The sequence below is a fragment of the Curtobacterium sp. DN_7.5 genome, assembly GCF_022655355.1.
Lineage (GTDB): Bacteria > Actinomycetota > Actinomycetes > Actinomycetales > Microbacteriaceae > Curtobacterium > Curtobacterium luteum.
In genome coordinates this window covers 2,534,636-2,555,786 of sequence record NZ_CP093378.1, presented here as the reverse complement: position 1 = coordinate 2,555,786, position 21,151 = coordinate 2,534,636, and the positions used below count along the sequence as shown (strand labels likewise).

The window sequence follows — 21,151 nt, the reverse complement described above, 5'->3', positions numbered from 1 at the left end:
ACGATGAGCGGAGCGGGAGCAGCGGAGCGCGGCCACGTCGACGGCACCGGTGTGCGGGTGGCGATCGTCGCCGGCCAGTGGCACGACGTGATCGCGGACGGCCTCCTCGCCGGCGCCCAGCGCGAGGTCGAGCGTCTCGGTGCCTCGGCGACCGTCATCCCCGTGCCCGGGAGCTTCGAGCTGCCCGTGGTCGCGAAGGCGGCGCTGGAAGGCGGGTTCGACGCGGCCGTGGCCCTCGGGGTCATCATCCGCGGCGGCACCCCGCACTTCGAGTACGTCTCGAGCGCGGCGACGAGCGGCCTCACGACCGTCGCGATCGAGACCGGCAAGCCCGTCGGCTTCGGTGTGCTCACCCTCGACGACGAACAGCAGGGCATCGACCGCGCGGGACTGCCCGGGTCGAAGGAGGACAAGGGAGCCGAGGCGGCGCACGCGGCCATCGCCACCGCGGTCACGCTGCGGTCGCTGCACGTCCCCGCCTGACGCTGCTCCCGGCAGCACTAGAGCGCACCCCCTCGCCGAGGGGGTGCGCTCCGTCATGTACGGGGTGTAGTTTTTGAACGTGTTCGAAAACGAGGTTCCGCAGACGAAACGTGAACGCACGAGGGCTCGGATCCGCGAGGTCGCCCTCCGGTCCTTGCGGGAGAAGGGCTACGACGCGACGACCATGCGGAGCATCGCCGACGAAGCGGGCTCGTCCGTGGGGAACGCCTACTACCACTTCCCGACGAAGGACCACCTCGTGCAGGAGCTCTACGTCGAGGTCCAGCGTGAACACCTCGCGCTCGCCGCACCGCAGCTCGAGGGCATCGAGGACCTCGCCACCCGGATCGGGATCGTCGTCCGCACGGGGCTCGGCAACCTCCGCAGCTGGCACGAGCTGGCGCCGCAGTTCCTCACCACGGCCATCGCGCCCGGCTCACCGAACAACCCGATGTCCGCCGAGTCGGGGCCCGCCCGGGACATCGTGCTCGGGCTGTTCCGCGACGCGGTCGAGGGCTCCCGTACGCAGTTGCCCGGCACGCTCGGCGCGGACCTGCCGCACGCGCTCTGGAACGCCTACCTGCTGCTGACGCTGTTCTGGGTCTACGACTCCTCGCCCGCACAGCGGCGGACGGACCGACTCGTGGACGCCGTCCTCGGGGTGCTTCGTTTCGCCCTGCCCATGCTCCGCGTGCGCCCCTTCCGCCGATCGGTCACGGAGATCGTCGGCATCGTCGCCGGGCGGGACGCGTGAGCGGCTGGCGGTTCCGGGACACCGTCGGCCTCGTCGCGCGAGCATGGCTCTGGCTCGCCGGGGTCACGGTGCCCCTCGTGTCGCTCTCGGTCGTGTGCTGGTGGGTCACCGCATCGGTCGTCGCGGACGACTGGTCCGGCGGCGTCGACGACGGTCTTTCGGCGGTGTACTGGCTGCTCCTGTTCGACGCCGTGACCGCGGTGGTCGCCCTCGGCGGCGCGGTCGTGTCACTCCCGTTCACCCACGCCCTCGGCGTCCTGATGGCGGGTGTGCGCTCCCGCAGCCTCCAGGTGGTCGCCACGACCGTACTCGCCGGCGGACTCGGATCGGCGACGGGGTGGGCCTCGGGAGAGGCGTGGGCGCCACAGTCCGGCCCGTTCTTCGCTGCGTTCGTCGGGGTGACCGCCGCCGGTGCCGGTGCGCTCGCACGGCAGGGACAGCTCCGGTCCGCTGCCCGTCGCGCGTCCTCGGTGGGTCGGCCGGAAGCGTTCCGGCCGTGACGGCGCCGGAACCCGGGCGTGACCCGGAGCAGGCGGACGCACCGGAGCAGACGGACGCACCGGAGCGGTGGACCGTCGAGGACGCCGGGGCGCTGAACGCTCGTGCCGCAGGGTGGATGCTCGGTGCGACGCTTCCGACGGCGTCGTTGCTGGGGATGCTCCTCGCGCCGATCGTCTCGGACTCGTGGGTCTTCGTGGGCGGGCCGTGGTGGTCGGCGATCGGCGGGATCGTCAGCTGGGTCGTGCTGGTCGACGGGGTCTCTGTGCTCTTCGTCCTCGGGTCCGCGTTCGTCACCGTCCCTGTCACCTACGCCGCAGGCCGCCTGCTCGAGCGGGCGCGGCGGCCGTGGACGCAGGTGATCGTCCACGCGTTCCTCGCCGGGACCATGGCGGCAGTGCCCGCGTGGATCCTCGGGGCGGATTCCCTGGGGGTCACCGCGCCGATCAGCATCGCCGCCGGTGCTGCAGGCGCCCTCGCGCGGCGCGGCCAGCAGCGGCGCGCTCGCGTCGTCGGTGGGCGGGCGGCGCTAGGACCGTCCGCCTGACCGACGGGTGCCGCGTGCGGTGCTGACACACGCCGTCCACGGTCCGCGGTGCGCCCCTGGCGACCATCGCGCGTTGTCGGGACGGGTCTCGGTGGTCCCTGTCGGGGCGCGGACCGTCGTGGCCAGGGCTCTGAGCCGACCGACCGTCGGACGGGGGGGGGGGGGGGCTGCCGACGTCCGTGAGCTGACTCGTCCGGGTGCCCGTCGTCGTGTCTGGAACACGTTCTCGGACCAGTTGCTCGGCAGCACGGAGCAGCAACGTCGAGCAGCGTCTAGCTCAGCCGTGGTGCGACGCGAAGCGTCCGTACGGCGTGCCTGAACTGAGATGGTTCGCGGACCACTCATGTGAGACGGGCTCTGCTCCAGAGGAGGGCCGCAGAGATCCGAAGCCTTCGCAAGCACCCCGTGACTCACTGGTGGACCGGCGGTTTCAAGGGGTCGTCGCAACGGGTGGTTGTTTCGGGTCCGAGAGTAGCTGCTCGAACGCTTCTGCCGGGGTGCGATAGCCGAGGGTCTTGCGGGGTCGTCCGTTGAGTTCGGCAGCGACTTCGCGGAGCCGTTCCGGGCTGTGAATGGCGAGGTCGGTGGACTTGGGGAAGTACTGCCGGAGCAGGCCGTTGGTGTTCTCGTTCGAGCCGCGCTGCCAGGGCTTGTGCGGGTCGCAGAAGTAGATCGCGAGGTCCGTGGCGAGGGTGATGTCTTTGTGCCGGGCAAGCTCGGTGCCCTGATCCCACGTCAACGACCGACGCAGATGCCCAGGCAGCGTCTGGATCGTGGGGATCATCGCGTCGCGGACCGCATCGGCGCTGTGTCCGTTGGGGAGGTGCAGCAGCATCACGTATCGGGTGGTGCGTTCGACCAAGGTGCCGATCGCGCTCCTGGCGTTGATCCCGACGATCAGGTCCCCTTCCCAGTGGCCGGGGACGGCCCGGTCGTCGGCCTCGGCGGGGCGTTCGCTGATCAGGATCATGTCGCGGATCTTCGACCACGACGCCCGCCGCGGCTCGCCCCGGTGCCGACGGATCGCGCGGCCGGTGCGGAGGTGTTTGTGCAGGTCAGCGCGCAGGTGCCCGCGGCCCTGGACGAACAGGGACTGGTAGATCGTCTCGTGCGACACGTGCATCTCCGACCGGTTCGGGAACGTCCTGGCCAGGTCATCACGGATCTGCTCCGGGGACCAGTTCCGCACCAACCGCAACTCGACCTGCAGCGCAAGCTCGACCCGGTCAAGCTTCCGGGGCTTCGGGCGCCGCGCTCGAACACGGCACTGCTTCTCCGCCGAGTACGGCCTGTAGTACCCGCCAGCTGCAGCGTTCCTGCTGAGCTCGCGACTGATCGTCGATGGTGCCCGGCCGAGGGCTTTCGCGATCGCGCGCACGCCGGCGCCGCTGAGGCGCAGGTCCGCGATCTGCAGCCGCTCTTCCTGACTCAGGTACCTGTCGGAGCGGGGCTTGTGGGCGAACGGATTCCGTCCGCCGGCTGCTTTGACCCAGCGGTATCCCTGACGTCGGTCCACGCCGACAGCATCACAGGCCGCCGTCCGCCCGAGACCTTGTCTCAATAGCTCCCAGAACCGCGCTTCCCGCGCACGGTGTTCCAGCCTCGATCCCATCCGCAACGCTCCGATTCACGGTGGTGTTGCAACGACCGGCTGAACCCAAGACCGGCTATCGAGACGGCATCGGCTGGGCCCGTGGAAGATCGACGGTCAGTGGCGGACGCTACGGTTCACCCATGTCCTTCGCCGAACGCATGGGGTTCACGTCACGCCGGTCCGTAACACAGACAGACGCACTCGACACGGAGACCAGGACGGAACTCTGGAACGCCGTCTATGTCATTCGCGGACTTATGCGCGATCCGATGGCCTATGACGTCGATACAGCGATCACTGCCGCAATCTGGGCTTGGTACTTTAAGAACGCCCGTGATGAGCAGCCGCGCGACGAGAAGGTTTGGGGGCTGGTCAAGTCGGCAATCATGGACGGTGAGTGGTTCGAAGCCTTGGACTGCATCGAGGCCTACGGCAAATACCTGCACCAATTCTCGAACCAGTTCACTTACCAGGTTCCGGACACTTTCGATGGCCTTCTTAATGCCACCCTCGAACGGTACCTTGTCGGTTACCGACTGATCGAGCGAGAACTCGTTCCACTCAGCGACGACATGTCGATCGCCGCGGTCACGGACGCGCTGGATCTCACCGTCCAGCTCAACGGTGCTCGCAACCACCTGCTTCGCGCAACAGAACTGCTTGCCGATCGGCAGACACCGGACTACCCGAACAGCATCAAGGAAGCAATCTCGGCGGTGGAATCCGTTGTGGCGACGGTTACGGGCGAGGGCACGCTCGGTGCGGGGTTGCGGAAGCTCAAGACGGGGGGCATCGAGCTTCATCCCGCGCTGGAGGGCGCCTGGTCAAAGATGTACGGTTGGACGTCTGACGCGCAGGGTATCCGTCACGCGGCTATCGACCAGGCGGATGCTGACCAAAGTCTCGCAAAGTACATGCTCGTCGCGTGCTCCGCATTCGTGTCCTACGTCATCGAAGCCGGCAGGAAGAGCGAGCTCATCTGATCCTCGTTTCACCGGAAGGCGAGCAACAAGCCGGTTAGCACCTCAGGCTGCTTGATCCTGAAGTCTTCTGCGAGCTCAGGGCCCAGGTGGACCTACGGTCGCGCGCTCCAGACCACGTTTGGGTGCCAACGGCTGACTCGTGTGCGCCGCACATCTTCTCGCAACGGTTCCGCGCCAACGTCCGGCCAGCGATCCTTGGGTTCAGCCGGTCGTTGCAACACCACCGTGAATCGGAGCGTTGCGGATGGGATCGAGGCTGGAACACCGTGCGCGGGAAGCGCGGTTCTGGGAGCTATTGAGACAAGGTCTCGGGCGGACGGCGGCCTGTGATGCTGTCGGCGTGGACCGACGTCAGGGATACCGCTGGGTCAAAGCAGCCGGCGGACGGAATCCGTTCGCCCACAAGCCCCGCTCCGACAGGTACCTGAGTCAGGAAGAGCGGCTGCAGATCGCGGACCTGCGCCTCAGCGGCGCCGGCGTGCGCGCGATCGCGAAAGCCCTCGGCCGGGCACCATCGACGATCAGTCGCGAGCTCAGCAGGAACGCTGCAGCTGGCGGGTACTACAGGCCGTACTCGGCGGAGAAGCAGTGCCGTGTTCGAGCGCGGCGCCCGAAGCCCCGGAAGCTTGACCGGGTCGAGCTTGCGCTGCAGGTCGAGTTGCGGTTGGTGCGGAACTGGTCCCCGGAGCAGATCCGTGATGACCTGGCCAGGACGTTCCCGAACCGGTCGGAGATGCACGTGTCGCACGAGACGATCTACCAGTCCCTGTTCGTCCAGGGCCGCGGGCACCTGCGCGCTGACCTGCACAAACACCTCCGCACCGGCCGCGCGATCCGTCGGCACCGGGGCGAGCCGCGGCGGGCGTCGTGGTCGAAGATCCGCGACATGATCCTGATCAGCGAACGCCCCGCCGAGGCCGACGACCGGGCCGTCCCCGGCCACTGGGAAGGGGACCTGATCGTCGGGATCAACGCCAGGAGCGCGATCGGCACCTTGGTCGAACGCACCACCCGATACGTGATGCTGCTGCACCTCCCCAACGGACACAGCGCCGATGCGGTCCGCGACGCGATGATCCCCACGATCCAGACGCTGCCTGGGCATCTGCGTCGGTCGTTGACGTGGGATCAGGGCACCGAGCTTGCCCGGCACAAAGACATCACCCTCGCCACGGACCTCGCGATCTACTTCTGCGACCCGCACAAGCCCTGGCAGCGCGGCTCGAACGAGAACACCAACGGCCTGCTCCGGCAGTACTTCCCCAAGTCCACCGACCTCGCCATTCACAGCCCGGAACGGCTCCGCGAAGTCGCTGCCGAACTCAACGGACGACCCCGCAAGACCCTCGGCTATCGCACCCCGGCAGAAGCGTTCGAGCAGCTACTCTCGGACCCGAAACAACCACCCGTTGCGACGACCCCTTGAAACCGCCATCGGTTGACGAGACAGCCCCTCTGCGCCATGTTCGTGGGATGCCTGAATGGAACGGTCTTCAGATTCCGGTGACTGATCTCCGTCTCGTGTTCGATCGGATCCTTCAGCACATCGAACGTGCGAACGGGGAGTCGGTCGTGCTGCGTGAGGACTACTTCTACTCGTTGCCCGCTCCGGGCCTCTACGACGTGTCGAGCGATCCACCCGAAGCCACGATCGGTCAGCTGACCGAGTCGTGGGACAACCTGACGACGGCGCCGGCCGCCGATCGGACGTTGAACTGGGAACTCGTTTGGCTGGGCGACGTCCTACGAGCCATCGGGCATCTTCTGCCCGAGGGCAAGCAGCATTCGACAGGCCGGTAGCCGATCGGCTACTGAGACGGTGCGAGCGGCGCTGACGGTGATAGACAGACGCATGCACATCCGACCCGCGACACTCATGCTTCTGGTTGTTCTCGCGGCATGCGGAGTTGGCCTCTTCGTACTGCCCCCGGGAGTGCCGACGAAAATACTCGGGGCAGTACTCATCGTCGTGGCGTTCGCGGTGCTGATCGTCTCCGGGCGAGCTGGCCGGTCGGACCGCTGACCGATCCTTCATCGGACGGCGGTTGATTCAGTGATGCGGACTCGCGTCTCGTAGACGAAGGGTTTCGGCTACTGCTGCACGGCTCACGAATCCGATCCCGCCTCGCCCGCGTGGAAGGACCCCGATCCGAACCGCGCCGAGACCAGACTCGATCTCGACCCCACCCTTCAATCGCGGTGATGCGCCGAAGACCCCCTCGTTGACGTCGAAGTCGATCGCGCGTACCGACGAACACGACGTGGCTGCTGCGAAGATCACGCCGAGTAGGACGAACACGCCTCCGACGGTCCACAGTGGCCACACTGCCTCCATTCGCATTCCCTCCGCTGCTGCTGCCCGGTTCGCCTAGCCAAGCAGCGTTCGCTGGGCCTGACCCTGTCTCGTCCACCGATCGGTCGGCGGGACACGTCAGCGGCAACGCGACCTCGTCGATACTGCGATGAACTCCTCTGCGCCGCACTGCTCCGCATCTACGCTGACTGGATGTCCCCGAGCGAGCCAGACGATCGTCCGTCGCGGAGTCATGTCGTGCTGCCCCGACTCCTGTGGAAACGGCTCTTCGGGGGCCTGTCTGACACATCGTCGGAACCGGTCAGTGCGGCACCGATCCTGCGAACTCCGACGCCGTCGGTCGCATCCGAGGACGCTGTTCCTGCGCTGGCCGACGGGGAGACGGACGTTTGGCTGACCGAGTGGCAAGTCGACGAAGACGGTTTCGATGTGGCGGTGGGCGAGCACATCACATGGACCCTGTACGAATCGGACCAGCCGTGGATCGATGAGATCCTCACGGTCCCGAGGACGGTTCCGCTGCAGCGTGACACCTACGACCACGAGCGCAGCGAGGAGGAGCTGTCGACCCGACGCGACCTGAGCGGTGTCGTGGTCCGCATCGACCAGGTCTCCGTGCGCTTCGTGGACTCGGAGCGCTACGGGTACTCTGCGCCGGAAACCCATGCCGGGCAGCAGCACACCGTGTCCTCCCTGTCCGCCCGGCGCCCGCACCACGGGACCATCACGGGATGGATCGTCCGAATTCGTTCCTGACGGACAGCGCTCAGCGACCTCGAGACCGGCGCCCCTGGTGCGGCGCGGTTGTTCACCGCTGGCCGGTCCGTTCGACGATCGCCCATCGGCACTCTGCTCGTGACGGGTCGAGCGATCCGGCACTGGTGCCCGCCACCGGCCTCCTGGCGGGGCCTGCCCGCTCCGGTCCAGGACGGGTTGTCGGCGGGCGGGAGTTGTGCGCCGGGCGCGCGCCGCGCCTCCAGGCCGGTCCGTACGGCGGAAACGGCGACGGCCCCGCACCGGAGGGTGCGGGGCCGAGCGTCGTGTGCGGCGGTGACTACCGCTTGCCGAACACGTGGATCGGCAGGAAGAACGAGATGCACATGAGGATCAGGCCGCCCATGAAGACGAACGCCTGGCCCGACGCGACCTGGAACGCGAAACCGAACAGGTACATCGACACCAGCAGCAGCAGGATCGAGAAAACAGCGGCGATGACGCGGCCCACGGTGGTACCTCCGGAATCAGCGGGTGATGCGGGTGCCAGTCTATCCCCAGGAGCGGGGCGACTGGTTCACGCGGCCGGCTTGGTCGCGATGAGTCGGTCGACGACGGCGAGCAGGGCCTCCATGTCGACGACCCCACGGGTGGGCCGGACGTCCGTCGTGGCACCGAGGGACGCCTGGTGGTAGAGCCCGTCGCCGAGCAGCTTGACTGCCTGCGCCGTCGGCTCGTCACCGAGCTCGTCGACGAGCGTCTCGAGCCAGGCGTTCTCAGTCTCGTCGAGGGTGCGGCCCGCCTCCTCGTAGCCGGCCTGCTGCAGGCGGCTCGCAGCGAGCAGTGCGAGGTCGAGCTCGCTGCCGACCCACTGGCAGTTGCGGACGAAGTAGCGGGCGACGCCGTCCTCGGCCTCGCGCATCCGCTCGACGTCGATCGCGGAGAGGTCGGAGAGGCGCTCGCACAGCCCCTCGACGAGGGCGGCCTTCGACCCGAAGTGGTACAGCAGCCCGCCCTTCGAGACGCCGGCGCGCGCGGCGACCGCGTCGAGGGTCGCCGGACGCTCGCCTTCCTCGCACACGATGGCGACGAAGCTGTCCAGGACACGATCGCGGGCGCTTGCCATGCCGGAAGTCTGCCATGCGCGGGCGGGGCCAGCGCGCACGGCGCGGAGGCCGGCTGGACGCGGCGCGGGCGAGGGCGCGAGCGCCGTGGACGCGAGCGCGGGCGCCACAGGCGTAGGCGCTGCGGACATGGGCGCAGGCGCCGTGGGCCATCCTCCACGGCGCCTGCGGGTCGTGTCAGCCCTTGAGGGCTCCGGCGGCGATGTTCGCGATGAAGTGTCGCGAGCCGATGATGAACACCCCGATGAGCGGGAACACACTGATCACCGCGCCCGCCATCACCGAGCCGAGGTCCGTCGCGTTCACCGAGCTGAGCGAGGCCAGCGCCACCTGCAGCGTCTGTCCCTTCGGGTCGATGAGCACGATGAGGGGCCAGACGTAGTCGTTCCACGAGCTGATGAAGGTGAAGATCCCGAGGAACGCCAGCCCGCCGCGGAGCATGGGCACCGCGATCGACCACCAGGTCCGGAAGAACCCGGCGCCGTCGACCCGCGCGGAGTCGATGATCTCGTTCGGGATCGACCCGGTCGCGAACTGTCGGAGCAGGAAGATGCCGAACGCGTTCGCGGCTCCGGGCACGATCAACGCCTGCAGGCCGCCGATCCACCCGAGGTGCGCCATGAGCACGAAGCTCGGCACCAGCGAGAGGCTGCCCGGCACGAGGAACGTCGCCAGCATGATCGTGAAGAGGGAGCGCTTGAACGGGAACTCGTACTTCGCGAACGCGAACGCGGCGAGCGAGTCGAACAGCATGACGAGGACCGCGGTGGCCCCGGACACGAGCACCGTGTTCCCGAGCGCCCGGAGCATGTCGACGCTGCCGAACACCGTCGCCAGGTTCTGCATCGTGTGGTCGCTGAACCAGAGCGAGGGCGGGTAGCCGAAGATCTGCGCGTTCGACGACGTCGACATCACGAGCAGCCAGTAGAACGGGAAGATCGACAGCACCACGCCGACGATGAGGCACAGGTGGGTGACGACGCGTCCGACCCAGCCGTGCCGGAACCCGCGGCGGTGGTCGTCCGGCCGGTCGGCGACGGCGTTCGGGCGGCCGAGTGCAGCTGCGGTGTTCGTGGTGCGGGGCGCGGTGTCGGCGCTCATGCGCGGTTCCCCTTCGTGGACGTCGTGGACGTCGTGGACGTGGTGGCCGGGGCGAGGGTGAGGGCACGCGAGGTGCGCAGTCGCCTCGGTGTCTTCAAGCCGTCTCGTTCGCTGAGCAGTCGCCAGTTGATGATCGCGAACACCACGGAGAAGAAGAACAGCACCCAGGCGATCGCCGACCCGTAGCCGAAGTCGAACTGGTTGAACGCCTGGTCGTACTGGTACAGCACGATCGTCATGCCGGCTTCGTCCGGTCCGCCGACGGCCTGGCCGTTGAACAGGATCTGCGGCTCGGTGAAGAGTCCGAGGCCACCGATGGTCGACGTGATGACGGTGAACAGGATGACCGGCCGCAGCATCGGGATCGTGATCCGGGTGAAGATCTGCCAGGTGTTCGCGCCGTCGACCTTCGCGGCGTCGTACAGCTCGGTGGGGATCGACTGGAGGCCGGCGAGGTAGATGATCGCGTTGTACCCGGTCCACCGCCAGATGACCATCACCGCGATGGTCACCTTGACGCCCCAGTAGGTGGACAGCCACCCGACCGGGTCCGCACCGACGGCACGGAGCGCGGCGTTCACGAGTCCGAAGCCGTCGGAGAACACCGACCCGAACACGATGGCCATCGCCACCATGCTCGTGACGTTCGGGATGAAGTACGCGACGCGGTAGAAGCCCTTCGCGCGGATGTTCCCGTGGAGCAGGAACGCGAGCACGAGCGCGAGGAAGAGCATCGGGACCGTGGAGATGATCCAGATGATGAACGTGTTCGACACCGCGTTCCAGAACCGCGGGTCGCCGAGCAGGTACTGGTACTGCGCGAACCCGACCCACGCGGGCGCACCGACGCCGTCCCAGTCGGTGAACGACAGCACGATCGAGAACACGATCGGGAACAGCCCGAACACCAGGAACAGGACGTAGAACGGCGCGATCGCGACGTACTGCGGCCAGAAGCGGCGGAGGGACCGGTGGCCCGTCGCCGCGGTCGAGATCGACGAGGTGGGCGTCCCGCCGACGACCGGGTTCGCGGTCGTCGCCGGGGCTTCGCGGGTGGAGGTCATGCCGCCACCCCCCGCTTCGCGAGGACGCGGTCGGTCTGGTCGACCGCGTCCTTCCACGCCCGCTCCGGGTCCTTGCCCGTCGACTCGACGTTGGTGATCTCGGTCGCGAACGCGCCGATGAACCGTTCCCGGTTCGAGATGTAGGTCACGGGCACCTCCGGTGCGGCGTCGCGGAAGAAGTCGAGCGGATCCTGGTCGCCGAAGTAGTCGCCCGGGTTCCGCATGAGCCCGTTCGAGAAGGACGCCGGGGTGGAGGGGAAGAGCTGGATGTCGTTGTAGGTGTGCGACTGGACCTCTGGCCCGGTGATCCACTTCGCGAACGCCACGGCCGCCGCCGGGTCCTTCGACGACTTCGGCACCGCGAGGAACGAGCCACCGCTGTTGCCGGGGCGTTCGGGTTGCCGGGCGATGCGCCACTTGCCGGAGAGGTCCGGCGCGGTGTCGTGGATGACCTGCGTCCACCACGCGCCCTCGATCTGTCCGGCGACCCGACCAGCGACCCACCCGGCGTTCTGGTCGGTACCGGACTGCAGGTTGCCGGTGATGCCGGCCCGGATCGACTCGACCGCGTTGTCCCAGGCCTTCCGCACTGCGCTGTCGTCGCGCTGGTACAGGGGCTGGTCGTCCCGGTCGAAGTAGCGGGCCGGGCTCGCTGCGATGTACTGGTTGAAGAGCTGCGTCGCCGTGATGATGGTCGCCGCGCCCGTCTTCCGCTTGATCTGCTTGCCGAAGTCCCGGAAGTCCGACCACGTGCCGATCGCGGCGCTGACCTCGTCCGGCGCCGTCGGCAGGCCCGCCTTCCGGAGGACCTCCTGGTTGTAGAAGAAACCGGTCGGTCCGGTGTCGACCGGCCAGAAGCACTGGCGTCCCGACGGTGTCCGACCGAGGGAGAGCTTCCAGTCGTAGTACGACGACCGCTCGGCCGTGGTGGGACGGAAGTCGGTGAAGAGCTCCTCGTCCGGGAAGTACAGCCAGCAGTTCGAGTTGATCATCAGGACGTCCGGGATGAACGCGTTGCCGGCGAGGGCCGTGCGGAACTTCGTGTCGTACGACGCCCCGCCGATGAGGTCGGGGCGGAGGCGCTTCGACCCCTGCCCGGGGATCCCCCCGGCGGCCCGCCGCAGGAACTTCGGGTCGAGCGACCGGTTCCAGTACCAGAGGACGAGCTCGTCCGGGTCGCGGGAGATCGCGGTGCCGGTCGAACACCCGGCCAGGAGGGTGGTGGTGGCGAGTGCCCCGAGGGCTCCCGCCCCGGCGAGGAACCCCCGCCTGCTGAGACGGACGGACTGCGCTGCTGTCACGGACGACCTGCTCTCGTCGTTGAGATTGCCGGACACCTCGGCGGCGCGCTCGTCGGGCAGCGGCCGGCGCACGCGGACTCATCGTCGAGACCCGTGCCGAGCGTTCGACCGTGAACGCTCACGAAGTGGTCAGAGCATGCTCTCCGCGACACGCCGTGTCAAGCCTCTCCGGCATTGTGCTGACGGGCTGATCGGGCTAGCGTCACTGCGACCGTGAAGGTTCACGACGAACAGGATCCGCATGTCAGCGCAGACCGCGACCCCCGCCACCACCCGCACGCACGACGGGTGGGCCGTCCTCGGACCCGGCGGCATCGCCCGCCGGTTCCTGTCCCAGTTGCCGGCGAGCGGGAACGGCGCCACGGGCACGGTCGACCCGGCGGTCGGCGGCGTGCTGGTCGCCGCCGGCAGCAGCGACCCCGCCCGCGCGCAGGCCTTCGCGGACGAGGCGTCCGAGCACGGCTTCGACGACGTCACGGCGGCGTCGTACGACGAGGTCCTCGCTGACCCGCGCGTCGACGCGGTGTACGTCTCGACGGTGCACACCGGGCACGCGCACCTCGTGCTCCGTGCCCTCGCAGCCGGGAAGGCGGTCCTCTGCGAGAAGCCGCTCGCCCCGAACCACGGCACCGCGATGGCGCTCGCCGATGCCGCACGCCAGGCGGGACTCCCGCTCGTCGAGGCGTACATGTACCGCTTCCACCCGCAGACCGCTGCGCTCCGCGAGCTCGTCCGCGACGGCGCGATCGGCGCCGTGACGCACGTCGACGCGTCCTTCGCGTTCCGCGCCGGCTCACGGACCGGTCGGCTCTTCGACGTCGCCACCGCCGGCGGCGGCATCCTCGACGTCGGCGGGTACCCGGTCACGATGACCGCGGCGGTCGTCCAGGCGGCGACCGGTGTCGCCGTCGCCGAGCCGACCGAGCTCACCGCGACGGGGACCCTCGGCCCGACCGGCGTCGACGAGTGGACGACCGCGCACCTGACCTACCCGTCCGGCATCACGGCCGTGGTCCGCACCGGCGTCCGCGTGCAGGACGAGAACGCCGTCACCGTGTACGGCACGCGTGGCCGCATCGTGCTCCGCGACCCGTGGACCCTCGGCGACGACCCGACGATCGAGGTCAGCACGGTCGACGAGGAGCCCCGGACGCTGTCGTTCGCCGGCGCGAAGCCGTACGCGCTCGAGGCCGACGCCACGACCGCCGCCCTCCGCGAGGGGCGCACGGACGCCCCCGAGATCACGATCGACGAATCCCTCGCGACCGCGCGGACCCTCGACCGGTGGCGGGCAGCGATCGGCCTCCGCTACCCCTTCGAGGCCGAGGACGCCGACATCCCGACGGTGAGCGGCGCCCCGCTCGTCGTCGCGGCCGCCGCCCCGGACCACGCGGACAACCCGATGCGGTACGGCGAGATCGCGGGGGTCGGCAAGCGGCTGTCACGCCTCGTGATGGGCGTCGACAACCAGCTGGACCTCGCCCACGCCAGCGCCATCTTCGACCACTTCGTCAGCCGCGGCGGCAACGTCTTCGACACCGGCTACATCTACGGCGGCGGCACGATGGAGGGGCGCCTCGGCAAGTGGATCCAGAACCGCGGGATCCGCGAGGACGTCGTCGTCATCACGAAGGGCGCGCACACGCCGTTCTGCGACCCGGAGTCGCTCACCGCGCAGCTGCTCGAGAGCCTGGAGCGCCAGGGCACCGACTACGCGGACATCTACATGATGCACCGCGACAACGAGGACGTCCCCGTGGGGGAGTTCGTCGACGTGCTCGACGAACACCGCCGCGCGGGGCGCATCCGGGTGTTCGGCGGCTCGAACTGGAGCCTCGAACGCTTCGACGAGGCGAACGCCTACGCGGCGGCGAACGGCAAGCACGGCTTCGGGGTGCTGAGCAACCACTTCGGCCTCGCCGAGGCGTACGACGTGCCGTGGGCTGGCTGCCGGCACGCGACCGACCCGGCGTCGAAGCGCTGGCTCGAGGAGCGTCAGGTCCCGCTGCTGCCGTGGTCCTCGCAGGCCCGCGGGTTCTTCACCGGCCGTGCGACGCCCGAGGACACCAGTGACGCCGAGCTCGTGCGCTGCTACTACTCGGACGACAACTTCGAGCGGCTGCGGCGGGCCCGGGTGCTCGGCGAGCAGTTCGGTGTGCCGGCGACGGCCATCGCCCTCGCATACGTGCTCAACCAGCCCTTCCCGACCTTCCCGCTCTTCGGACCGCGTACGATCGCGGAAGCCCGCTCCTCCATGCAGGGCCTCTCCGTCGACCTCACTCCCGAACAGGTGGCATGGCTGGACCTCCGCGACTGACCGATCCGTCCCGCGCCGCGGGCGCGCCGGACCGGTCCGGCGCGCCCGCGGCCCCCGCGGGCGAGATGCCCGCGACGCCACCGGTGCCCGCGGCGCCGTCCCGCGCGACGATCGTCGACGTCGCCGCCGCGGCCGGGGTGTCCCGCCAGACGGTCACGCGTGCGATGAACGGCATGTCCGGGATCAGTGCGGCCACGAAGGAGCGGGTGCTCGCCGCCGCCGAGCGGCTCGCGTACCGACCGTCCCGGTTCGGCCGCGGACTCGTCACCGGCGGGGACCACCAGCTCGGCCTGGTCGTCAACGACCTCCGGAACCCGTACTCGCCGCAGCTCGCGTCGGCCGTCTACCGCCTGGCCGCCGAGCAGGGCTGGAACGTCATGCTCGCGGACACGACCCTGGCGGGCGACGCTGATCGCATCGTGCAGGCACTCGGGAGCCAGACGGACGTCGTCATCGGCTACCTCGGCAACCGCCGCGAACGGTGGACCGAGCTCCTCGGGTCCGTGCCGATGGTGGAACTCGACCCGTCCGTCGACCCGCCGACGGCCGCCGTGTGGATCGACCCCGCCGAGTCGATCGAGGCGCTCGCGGACCACCTCGTCGCGACCGGCGTCCGGCACCCCGTCGTGCTCGACAACTCGCAGCCGGGGCAGCCGAGCGCCCGCGGCGTGCTGATGCTCGACGCCCTGCACCGACGCGGCTACCTCCCCGAGCTCGTGCACGGTCCGCACGGCACCGCCGAGTGCGGCGCGGAGGAGACCGCACGGGTCCTGGCGCGTCGGCGCCGCCTCGACGCGATCCTGGCCTTCAACGACGTCATGGCGCTCGGGGTGCTCCAGGCCTGTCGGCGTGCCGGGGTGGACGTGCCCGGCGACCTCCGGGTGGTGGGTGTGGACGGCCTGCCGCTCGGCGCGCTCGTGTCGCCGACCCTGACGACGCTCGCGGTCGACCTGGACGCCGTCGCCCGCGAGGCGCTCGACCTCGCGCTCGGGATGCTGGCCGGGGAGCTGCCGCGGAGCGGTGCGACCGTGCAGCGCACGGTCCGGCACCGGCTCCTGGTGCGCGAGAGCGCGTAGTCGGCTCGCGCCGCGCCGCGCGGCACGGCTCCGACCCGTCGGCCTGGAGGCCCGTGGCGGGCCCGCACCGCGCCTCCCGGCCGCCAGTTGGTTGCATTTGCAACCAACACCGTCCAGACGGTACACTAACGGAGTCCTGACGGGGCGCGTGTCCATCTCCGCGCCCCGTCCCGGACCACCCCCACCGAAGTGCCGTCGACCTGGTCCGGCTCGAAGTCCTCCAGGAGTCACCCGTGTCCGCTCTGCTCACCAGCCCCGTCGCCACCGCCGTCACCGGCAGCCGCGCCCGACGGTTCGCGGCCCTCGCCGTGCTGATGCTGCCGGTGCTGCTCATCTCCGTCGACAACACCGTGCTGAGCTTCGCGCTGCCGTCGATCAGCCGCGCGCTCGACCCCGACGCCACCACCCAGCTGTGGATCGTCGACGCCTACCCGCTCGTCCTCGCCGGCCTGCTCGTCGTGATGGGGAGCATCGGCGACCGCATCGGGCGACGGCGGATCCTCGTGGTCGGCGCGACCGGCTTCGCGCTGCTCTCCGTCGCCGCCGCCTTCGCCACCGACGCCTGGATGCTCGTCGCGGCCCGGATCGCCATGGGCGTCTTCGGCGCGATGCTCATGCCCGCGACCCTCTCCATCATCCGCAACGTCTTCACCGACGCAGGAGAGCGGCGGATGGCGCTCGCCGTCTGGTCGACCATGTTCGCGGCCGGGAACGCCCTCGGTCCGCTCGTCGGCGGAGTGCTCCTCGCGCACTTCCACTGGGGGAGCGTGTTCCTGGTCGCGGTGCCGATCCTCGTGCTCATGCTCGTCGGCGTCCCGTTCTTCGTGCCGGAGTCGCGCGACCCGGCGCCGGGTCCGGTCGACGTGCCGAGCATGCTGCTGTCCCTCGGTGCGCTCGGGCCCACGGCCTGGGCGATCAAGTCGGTCGTGCACCCGGAGGAGCGCGGACTCGCGATCGCGATGCTCGCGGTCGGCGTGGTCTGCGGTGTCGCGTTCGTCCGCCGACAGCTGCGCTCCCGGACGCCGATGCTCGACCTCACGCTGTTCCGGAGCACGGCCTTCACCGGCAGCGTGCTCATGAACCTCGCGGCGATGTTCTCGCTCACCGGGTTCCTGTTCTTCATCGCGCAGCACCTGCAGCTCGTGGCCGGGCTCGACCCGTTCACCTCCGGCCTCGTCCTCGTCCCCGGCTCGGTGCTGACGATCGTCGCGGGTCTCGTCGTCGTGCCGATCGTCGCCCGGGTCGCGCCGCGGTGGGTCGTCGCGGTCGCGCTGCTGTTCTCGGCGGCGGCCTACACGATGGTCGCCGTGCTCGGCCACCACGCCACGGTCGTCGCGCTCGGGTTCGCGTTCGTGCTGCTCGGCATCGGGATCGGTGCGTCCGAGACCGTCACGAACGACCTCATCATCTCGACCGCCCCGGCGGACAAGGCCGGTGCAGCGTCCGCACTGTCGGAGACGGCGTACGAGATCGGCGCCGTGCTCGGCACCGCTGTGCTCGGGACGATCCTCGCGACGGCGTACCGGGCGCACGTGGTCGTGCCGGCCGGGCTGTCCTCGACCGCGCACACGGCGGCGCAGGAGACCCTCGGCGGTGCGGTGTCGGCAGCCGCGGACCTCGGTGGGTCGGCGGGGCAGGCGCTGCTGGCGTCGGCGCGGGCGGCGTTCGACTCCGGCGTGACGATCACCGGGTCCGTGGCGGCCGTGCTCATGGTCGTGGCGGCGTTCGGCGCCGTGGTGATGCTCCGCCGCCGGTAGGGACCCGGGGCGGTGGTGTCGGGGACCTCGCACCGTGCGAGCCGTCCGCGCCCCGATACGCGCGGTGCGAGGTTTCGCGCAGCGTGCGGGGGTGATCGCCTCGCACCGTGTGTGGAACCTCGCACCGTCCGCTGCGCGCGCCTGGCACCTCGCACCGTGCGAGCCGTCCGCGCCCCGATACGCGCGGTGCGAGGTTTCGCGCACCGTGCGGGGGTGATCGCCTCGCACCGTGCGTGGAACCTCGCACCGATCGCCGCGGGCGCCTGGCACCGCGCACCGTACGAGCCCCAGCCCCAGCCCCAGCCCCAGCCCCAGCCCCAGCCCCAGCCCCGGCCGGTCCCGGCCAGCCGCGCCCTGCCGCGCGCCCCTCCGGGCGTCACGCGGCGTCACACGGCACGCCCGGGATCGCGGGAACCTGTGAATCGTTGACCTCAACCATGGTTCAGGTCCTACGTTGGGACGTGGCCGCGAGGAACGCGGTCGACCCCCAGGGACAGGAACGACCACGACTGCCATGCCCGACGCGCCCGCGGACCTCACCGACGCCTACAAGACCGCCTTCCGTGGCCACCCCGCGGGCGTCGCCGTGATCACCGCCGAGGGCCCCGACGGCCCGACCGGGCTCACGGCGTCGAGTGTCGCCAGCGTCGCCGTCGACCCGCCGGTCCTGGTGTTCTCCCTGTCGACGAACTCCGGTTCGGCCGGGGTCGTCCTCGGCGCCCCGGTCTTCGTGGTGCACCTCGTCGACTCGCACGGCGTCGCGCTGGCCAAGCGCTTCGCGAGCACCGGCAGCCCGGCCGCCGACGACCCGATCTGGGGCACCCTGCCCTCGGGCGACCGCTACCTGCCGGGCGCCGCGACCGCCCTCCGTTGCCGGCCCCTCTCGACGACCCCGATCGGCTCGTCCACCGTCGTGGTCGCCGAGGTCCTCGACATCGTCGTCGGCCTCGGGCACGGCGAGCCGCTCGTCTACCACAACCGGGAATTCCACTCCCTCACCGACCGTTCCCGGCTCTCGTGAGCCGCGGAGCACCGTTCCGCCAACCACCGATCGAAAGGACCTCACATGGCTGAGTACACCCTGCCGGAGCTGCCGTACGACTACGCAGCGCTCGAGCCGCACATCAGCGGCAAGATCATGCAGCTGCACCACGACAAGCACCACCAGGCCTACGTCACGGGGGCGAACACCGCGCTCGAGCAGCTCGGCGAAGCTCGCGAGTCCGGCAACTTCGGTGCGATCAACAAGCTCGAGAAGGACCTCGCGTTCCACCTCGGCGGCCACGTCAACCACTCGATCTTCTGGACCAACCTCGGCCCGGACACGAAGGTCCCGGAGGGCGAGCTCGCCGCCGCGATCGACGAGTTCTTCGGCTCCTTCGAGAAGTTCCAGGGCCAGTTCGCCGCCGTCGCGAACGGCATCCAGGGCTCCGGCTGGGCGGTCCTCGCCTGGGACCAGGTCGGCCAGAAGCTCGTCACGTTCCAGCTCTTCGACCAGCAGGCCAACGTGCCGCTCGGCGTCGTGCCGATCTTCCTGCTCGACATGTGGGAGCACGCCTTCTACCTCGACTACCTCAACGTCAAGGCGGACTACGTCAAGGCCGTGTGGAACATCGTCGACTGGGAGAACGTCGCCGCCCGGTTCGCGAACGCCAAGTCGCAGAGCTTCGTCACGCTCTGAGTCGCGTGCAGCGGGTCGCGTGACGCGACCCGGATGACGGACGGGAGGCCCGGTGCCAGCTGGCACCGGGCCTCCCGTCCGTCATGTGGGGCTCATCCGACGGCGCAGCGCGCGCCGGTGACGAGCCGGTCGGCGACGGTGCGCAACGCGGCGTCGACATCGGTCTCGTCCGGGTCGACCAGGAACGCCCACTGTGCGCCGCGGGCTGCCCGCACGGCGTCCGCCGCGGCCTCGGCTGCCGCCGGCACCGGGTAGCCGTGTGCCGAGCACCACGCGGTGAGGGCCGCGAGGTGCCCGCGGTGCACGAGCCGCTCGCGGTCACGGCCGTCGAGGGTCTCGACCGCGCCGAGCTCGAAGGCGAGCCGGGCCGCGAGGAGCCGCTCGCGGTGGTGGAGCCCGCCGAACACGGCGATCAACCACGCTCCGAGGGCGTCGTCGTCCGCTTCCGGGTCGAGGACGAGGTCGTCGACGTCGCGCTCGAGGTGGTCGACGACCGCGTCGATGAGGGACTCCCGCGAGCCGAAGTGGTAGACGATCGGGTACGCACTCGTCCCCAGCACCCGGCCCAGGCTCCGCACGGAGACGGCTTCGAGCTTGGTGTCGTGCAGATGCTCGGTGACCTTCTCGATGATCGCGGGCTTGAGCGTGGGATCGGGCTTCCTGGGCACGTGGTCCTCCGGGGCGCGTGGCACGGCCGCCGGATGCGACCACAAGAAATATTACCGGATGTGCGGCACATCCGGCCAGTCCCTCCCTGTGGGATCGCGGAGGAAACCGGAGAATTGCTCGGGTACACGTAGACTCGAGACGATGTCCACGTCCCACGAGCACGTCGTGCCGCCCTCAGCGCCCGCGAGCACCCGGGCACTCCCGGCGGACCGTGGACGGCGTCGCGGGGTCGGGAAACGCTTCCTCGTGGTCGGCGACGTCCTCGACGGGATCCTCGTCCACACCACCGCGAGCGCCATGGGCGTGCACGACCCGGCGGCCACCATCCGGCACCGGGCCCTCGGCGCCGGCGGCAACACCGCCACGTGGTTGGGATGGCTCGGGGCCGAGGTCGACCTCGTGGCTCGGACCGGCGTGGACGACGTCTACCGGCACGAGCGCGGACTCGAGGACGCCGGCGTGCGACCGCACATCCGCTACGACGCACGCGCGAGCACGGGGACCGAGGTGTCCGTCCGGAACGCGCTCGGACGCACGGCGATGTCCGACCCGGCGGCGTCGGGGGTGCTGTCGGCCGCGGACGTGCCGCCGGACCTCGTCGCACGCGCGGACATCGTGCACCTGACCGGCGCGGGACTGCTGACCGGCGGGGGAGCGGAGCGCGTGGCGGAGCTCGTCGCCTGCGCGCGGGCCGGTGGAGGGCGCGTGTCGCTCGACCCGTCCTCCGTCGCCGTGGTCCACACGCTCGGACCGGCCGCCCTGCTCGAGGCTCTGACCGGGGTCGACGTGCTGTTCCCCGGGCGCGCCGAGGCACTGGCGTTGACCGAGACGACGGACCTCCGTGTGGCCGTGCGCCGTCTCACCGAGCACGTCCCGCTCGTGGTCGTCACCGTGGGGCCGGAGGGTGCCGTCCTCGGTCGCCCCGGGCGCAGCCCGCAACGCGTCGCCGCGACGCCCGCGACCGTGGTCGACACCCTCGGGGCCGGCGACGCCTTCGCGGCCGGCTTCCTCCGGGCCTGGGCGACGGACCCGGTGCGCATCGGCTCGGCCGCCCGTGAAGGGGGTCGGGTGGCGGCGCGGGCGCTCGGGTTCGTCGGAGGTCGTCCGCCTGCCTGACCGGGGCGTGCTCAGACGCGATCGGTGGTCGATCGTCGGCGATCCGCGGTCGATGGTC

21 protein-coding genes are annotated in these 21,151 nt (G+C 70.0%); 14 read left to right on the top strand and 7 right to left on the bottom strand.

What is annotated here, in order from left to right; genetic code table 11:
* Nucleotides 1-3 precede the first annotated feature (3 nt).
* The 4 genes from ribH to MON03_RS11715 all read left to right on the top strand — a co-directional run bounded on the left by ribH (nucleotide 4) and on the right by MON03_RS11715 (nucleotide 2,282).
* Nucleotides 4-483, top strand: coding sequence for a 6,7-dimethyl-8-ribityllumazine synthase (ribH, locus tag MON03_RS11730; RefSeq protein WP_022903697.1), 480 nt, complete (start codon nucleotides 4-6; stop codon nucleotides 481-483).
* A 79-nt stretch (nucleotides 484-562) separates the two neighbouring features.
* The gene (locus tag MON03_RS11725; RefSeq protein WP_031273528.1) at nucleotides 563-1,237 is read left to right on the top strand and encodes a TetR/AcrR family transcriptional regulator; all 675 of its coding nucleotides are present in this window, start codon (nucleotides 563-565) and stop codon (nucleotides 1,235-1,237) included.
* Complete coding sequence (locus MON03_RS11720; RefSeq protein ID WP_175329494.1) at nucleotides 1,234-1,737, top strand: hypothetical protein; 504 nt, start codon at nucleotides 1,234-1,236, stop codon at nucleotides 1,735-1,737. Before MON03_RS11725 ends, MON03_RS11720 begins: the two co-directional genes overlap by 4 nt.
* The gene (locus MON03_RS11715) at nucleotides 1,734-2,282 is read left to right on the top strand and encodes a hypothetical protein (RefSeq protein ID WP_242088520.1); all 549 of its coding nucleotides are present in this window, start codon (nucleotides 1,734-1,736) and stop codon (nucleotides 2,280-2,282) included. Before MON03_RS11720 ends, MON03_RS11715 begins: the two co-directional genes overlap by 4 nt.
* A 430-nt stretch (nucleotides 2,283-2,712) precedes the next feature.
* On the opposite strand, the gene MON03_RS11710 is transcribed toward MON03_RS11715, so the two are convergent.
* Nucleotides 2,713-3,894, bottom strand: coding sequence for an IS30 family transposase (locus tag MON03_RS11710; RefSeq protein WP_350355052.1), 1,182 nt, complete (start codon nucleotides 3,892-3,894; stop codon nucleotides 2,713-2,715).
* Nucleotides 3,895-4,016: 122 nt separating this feature from the next.
* On the opposite strand from MON03_RS11710, the gene MON03_RS11705 reads away from it, so the two are divergent.
* The 4 genes from MON03_RS11705 (at nucleotide 4,017) to MON03_RS11690 (ending at nucleotide 7,929) form a co-directional block, all read left to right on the top strand.
* Entirely contained in the window at nucleotides 4,017-4,859 is an 843-nt protein-coding gene (locus MON03_RS11705; protein ID WP_242088518.1) for an AbiJ-NTD4 domain-containing protein, read from the top strand.
* 244 nt (nucleotides 4,860-5,103) lie between these two features.
* On the top strand, nucleotides 5,104-6,285 hold the full coding sequence (locus MON03_RS11700) for an IS30 family transposase (RefSeq protein WP_350355052.1): 1,182 nt from the start codon (nucleotides 5,104-5,106) through the stop codon (nucleotides 6,283-6,285).
* A 77-nt stretch (nucleotides 6,286-6,362) separates the two neighbouring features.
* Nucleotides 6,363-6,659 carry a hypothetical protein gene (locus MON03_RS11695; protein ID WP_242088516.1) on the top strand — a complete coding sequence of 99 codons (297 nt, stop codon included), beginning with the start codon at nucleotides 6,363-6,365 and terminating at the stop codon, nucleotides 6,657-6,659.
* Between the two features lie 706 nt (nucleotides 6,660-7,365).
* Nucleotides 7,366-7,929, top strand: a complete 564-nt coding sequence (locus tag MON03_RS11690) for a DUF6578 domain-containing protein (RefSeq protein ID WP_242088514.1) — start codon at nucleotides 7,366-7,368, stop codon at nucleotides 7,927-7,929.
* A 298-nt stretch (nucleotides 7,930-8,227) separates the two neighbouring features.
* Here the strand turns inward: MON03_RS11690 and MON03_RS11685 are convergent, their stop codons facing one another.
* The 5 genes from MON03_RS11685 to MON03_RS11665 all read right to left on the bottom strand — a co-directional run bounded on the left by MON03_RS11685 (nucleotide 8,228) and on the right by MON03_RS11665 (nucleotide 12,477).
* On the bottom strand, nucleotides 8,228-8,398 hold the full coding sequence (locus MON03_RS11685; protein ID WP_175329491.1) for a hypothetical protein: 171 nt from the start codon (nucleotides 8,396-8,398) through the stop codon (nucleotides 8,228-8,230).
* 66 nt (nucleotides 8,399-8,464) lie between these two features.
* Nucleotides 8,465-9,013 (bottom strand): TetR/AcrR family transcriptional regulator, encoded by a 549-nt coding sequence (locus MON03_RS11680; RefSeq protein WP_022902451.1) that lies wholly within the window; start codon nucleotides 9,011-9,013, stop codon nucleotides 8,465-8,467.
* 175 nt (nucleotides 9,014-9,188) lie between these two features.
* Nucleotides 9,189-10,112 carry a carbohydrate ABC transporter permease gene (locus tag MON03_RS11675; RefSeq protein WP_242088512.1) on the bottom strand — a complete coding sequence of 308 codons (924 nt, stop codon included), beginning with the start codon at nucleotides 10,110-10,112 and terminating at the stop codon, nucleotides 9,189-9,191.
* A complete protein-coding gene (locus tag MON03_RS11670) occupies nucleotides 10,109-11,176 on the bottom strand; it encodes a carbohydrate ABC transporter permease (RefSeq protein WP_242088510.1) in 1,068 nt (355 codons plus the stop codon). The genes MON03_RS11675 and MON03_RS11670 overlap by 4 nt, the downstream gene beginning before the upstream one ends.
* Complete coding sequence (locus MON03_RS11665; RefSeq protein WP_242088508.1) at nucleotides 11,173-12,477, bottom strand: ABC transporter substrate-binding protein; 1,305 nt, start codon at nucleotides 12,475-12,477, stop codon at nucleotides 11,173-11,175. Before MON03_RS11665 ends, MON03_RS11670 begins: the two co-directional genes overlap by 4 nt.
* Nucleotides 12,478-12,718: 241 nt before the next feature.
* Here MON03_RS11665 and MON03_RS11660 point away from each other — a divergent pair, with 241 nt between their 5' ends.
* The 5 genes from MON03_RS11660 (at nucleotide 12,719) to MON03_RS11640 (ending at nucleotide 19,308) form a co-directional block, all read left to right on the top strand.
* Nucleotides 12,719-14,794, top strand: coding sequence for an aldo/keto reductase (locus tag MON03_RS11660; protein WP_242088506.1), 2,076 nt, complete (start codon nucleotides 12,719-12,721; stop codon nucleotides 14,792-14,794).
* Nucleotides 14,773-15,870 (top strand): LacI family DNA-binding transcriptional regulator, encoded by a 1,098-nt coding sequence (locus tag MON03_RS11655; RefSeq protein ID WP_242088504.1) that lies wholly within the window; start codon nucleotides 14,773-14,775, stop codon nucleotides 15,868-15,870. The genes MON03_RS11660 and MON03_RS11655 overlap by 22 nt, the downstream gene beginning before the upstream one ends.
* A 233-nt stretch (nucleotides 15,871-16,103) precedes the next feature.
* Nucleotides 16,104-17,627, top strand: a complete 1,524-nt coding sequence (locus tag MON03_RS11650) for an MFS transporter (RefSeq protein WP_242088503.1) — start codon at nucleotides 16,104-16,106, stop codon at nucleotides 17,625-17,627.
* A gap of 514 nt (nucleotides 17,628-18,141) precedes the next feature.
* Entirely contained in the window at nucleotides 18,142-18,648 is a 507-nt protein-coding gene (locus tag MON03_RS11645) for a flavin reductase family protein (protein WP_022903992.1), read from the top strand.
* A gap of 45 nt (nucleotides 18,649-18,693) precedes the next feature.
* Nucleotides 18,694-19,308, top strand: a complete 615-nt coding sequence (locus tag MON03_RS11640; RefSeq protein ID WP_175329484.1) for a superoxide dismutase — start codon at nucleotides 18,694-18,696, stop codon at nucleotides 19,306-19,308.
* A gap of 92 nt (nucleotides 19,309-19,400) precedes the next feature.
* Here MON03_RS11640 and MON03_RS11635 read toward each other — a convergent pair whose 3' ends face one another.
* Complete coding sequence (locus MON03_RS11635) at nucleotides 19,401-19,976, bottom strand: TetR/AcrR family transcriptional regulator (RefSeq protein WP_148286192.1); 576 nt, start codon at nucleotides 19,974-19,976, stop codon at nucleotides 19,401-19,403.
* A 142-nt stretch (nucleotides 19,977-20,118) separates the two neighbouring features.
* On the opposite strand from MON03_RS11635, the gene MON03_RS11630 reads away from it, so the two are divergent.
* On the top strand, nucleotides 20,119-21,093 hold the full coding sequence (locus MON03_RS11630; RefSeq protein ID WP_242088501.1) for a carbohydrate kinase family protein: 975 nt from the start codon (nucleotides 20,119-20,121) through the stop codon (nucleotides 21,091-21,093).
* Nucleotides 21,094-21,151: the final 58 nt, after the last annotated feature.

Excerpts from the sequence above, each read along its gene's own strand:
- ribH (WP_022903697.1), top strand. The coding sequence starts at position 4 with ATGAGCGGAGCGGGAGCAGCGGAGCGCGGCCACGTCGACGGCACCGGT.
- MON03_RS11710 (WP_350355052.1), bottom strand. The coding sequence starts at position 3,894 with ATGGGATCGAGGCTGGAACACCGTGCGCGGGAAGCGCGGTTCTGGGAG.
- MON03_RS11705 (WP_242088518.1), top strand. The coding sequence starts at position 4,017 with ATGTCCTTCGCCGAACGCATGGGGTTCACGTCACGCCGGTCCGTAACA.
- MON03_RS11700 (WP_350355052.1), top strand. The coding sequence starts at position 5,104 with ATGGGATCGAGGCTGGAACACCGTGCGCGGGAAGCGCGGTTCTGGGAG.
- MON03_RS11690 (WP_242088514.1), top strand. The coding sequence starts at position 7,366 with ATGTCCCCGAGCGAGCCAGACGATCGTCCGTCGCGGAGTCATGTCGTG.
- MON03_RS11680 (WP_022902451.1), bottom strand. The coding sequence starts at position 9,013 with ATGGCAAGCGCCCGCGATCGTGTCCTGGACAGCTTCGTCGCCATCGTG.
- MON03_RS11675 (WP_242088512.1), bottom strand. The coding sequence starts at position 10,112 with ATGAGCGCCGACACCGCGCCCCGCACCACGAACACCGCAGCTGCACTC.
- MON03_RS11670 (WP_242088510.1), bottom strand. The coding sequence starts at position 11,176 with ATGACCTCCACCCGCGAAGCCCCGGCGACGACCGCGAACCCGGTCGTC.
- MON03_RS11660 (WP_242088506.1), top strand. The coding sequence starts at position 12,719 with ATGTCAGCGCAGACCGCGACCCCCGCCACCACCCGCACGCACGACGGG.
- MON03_RS11655 (WP_242088504.1), top strand. The coding sequence starts at position 14,773 with ATGGCTGGACCTCCGCGACTGACCGATCCGTCCCGCGCCGCGGGCGCG.
- MON03_RS11645 (WP_022903992.1), top strand. The coding sequence starts at position 18,142 with ATGCCCGACGCGCCCGCGGACCTCACCGACGCCTACAAGACCGCCTTC.
- MON03_RS11640 (WP_175329484.1), top strand. The coding sequence starts at position 18,694 with ATGGCTGAGTACACCCTGCCGGAGCTGCCGTACGACTACGCAGCGCTC.
- MON03_RS11630 (WP_242088501.1), top strand. The coding sequence starts at position 20,119 with ATGTCCACGTCCCACGAGCACGTCGTGCCGCCCTCAGCGCCCGCGAGC.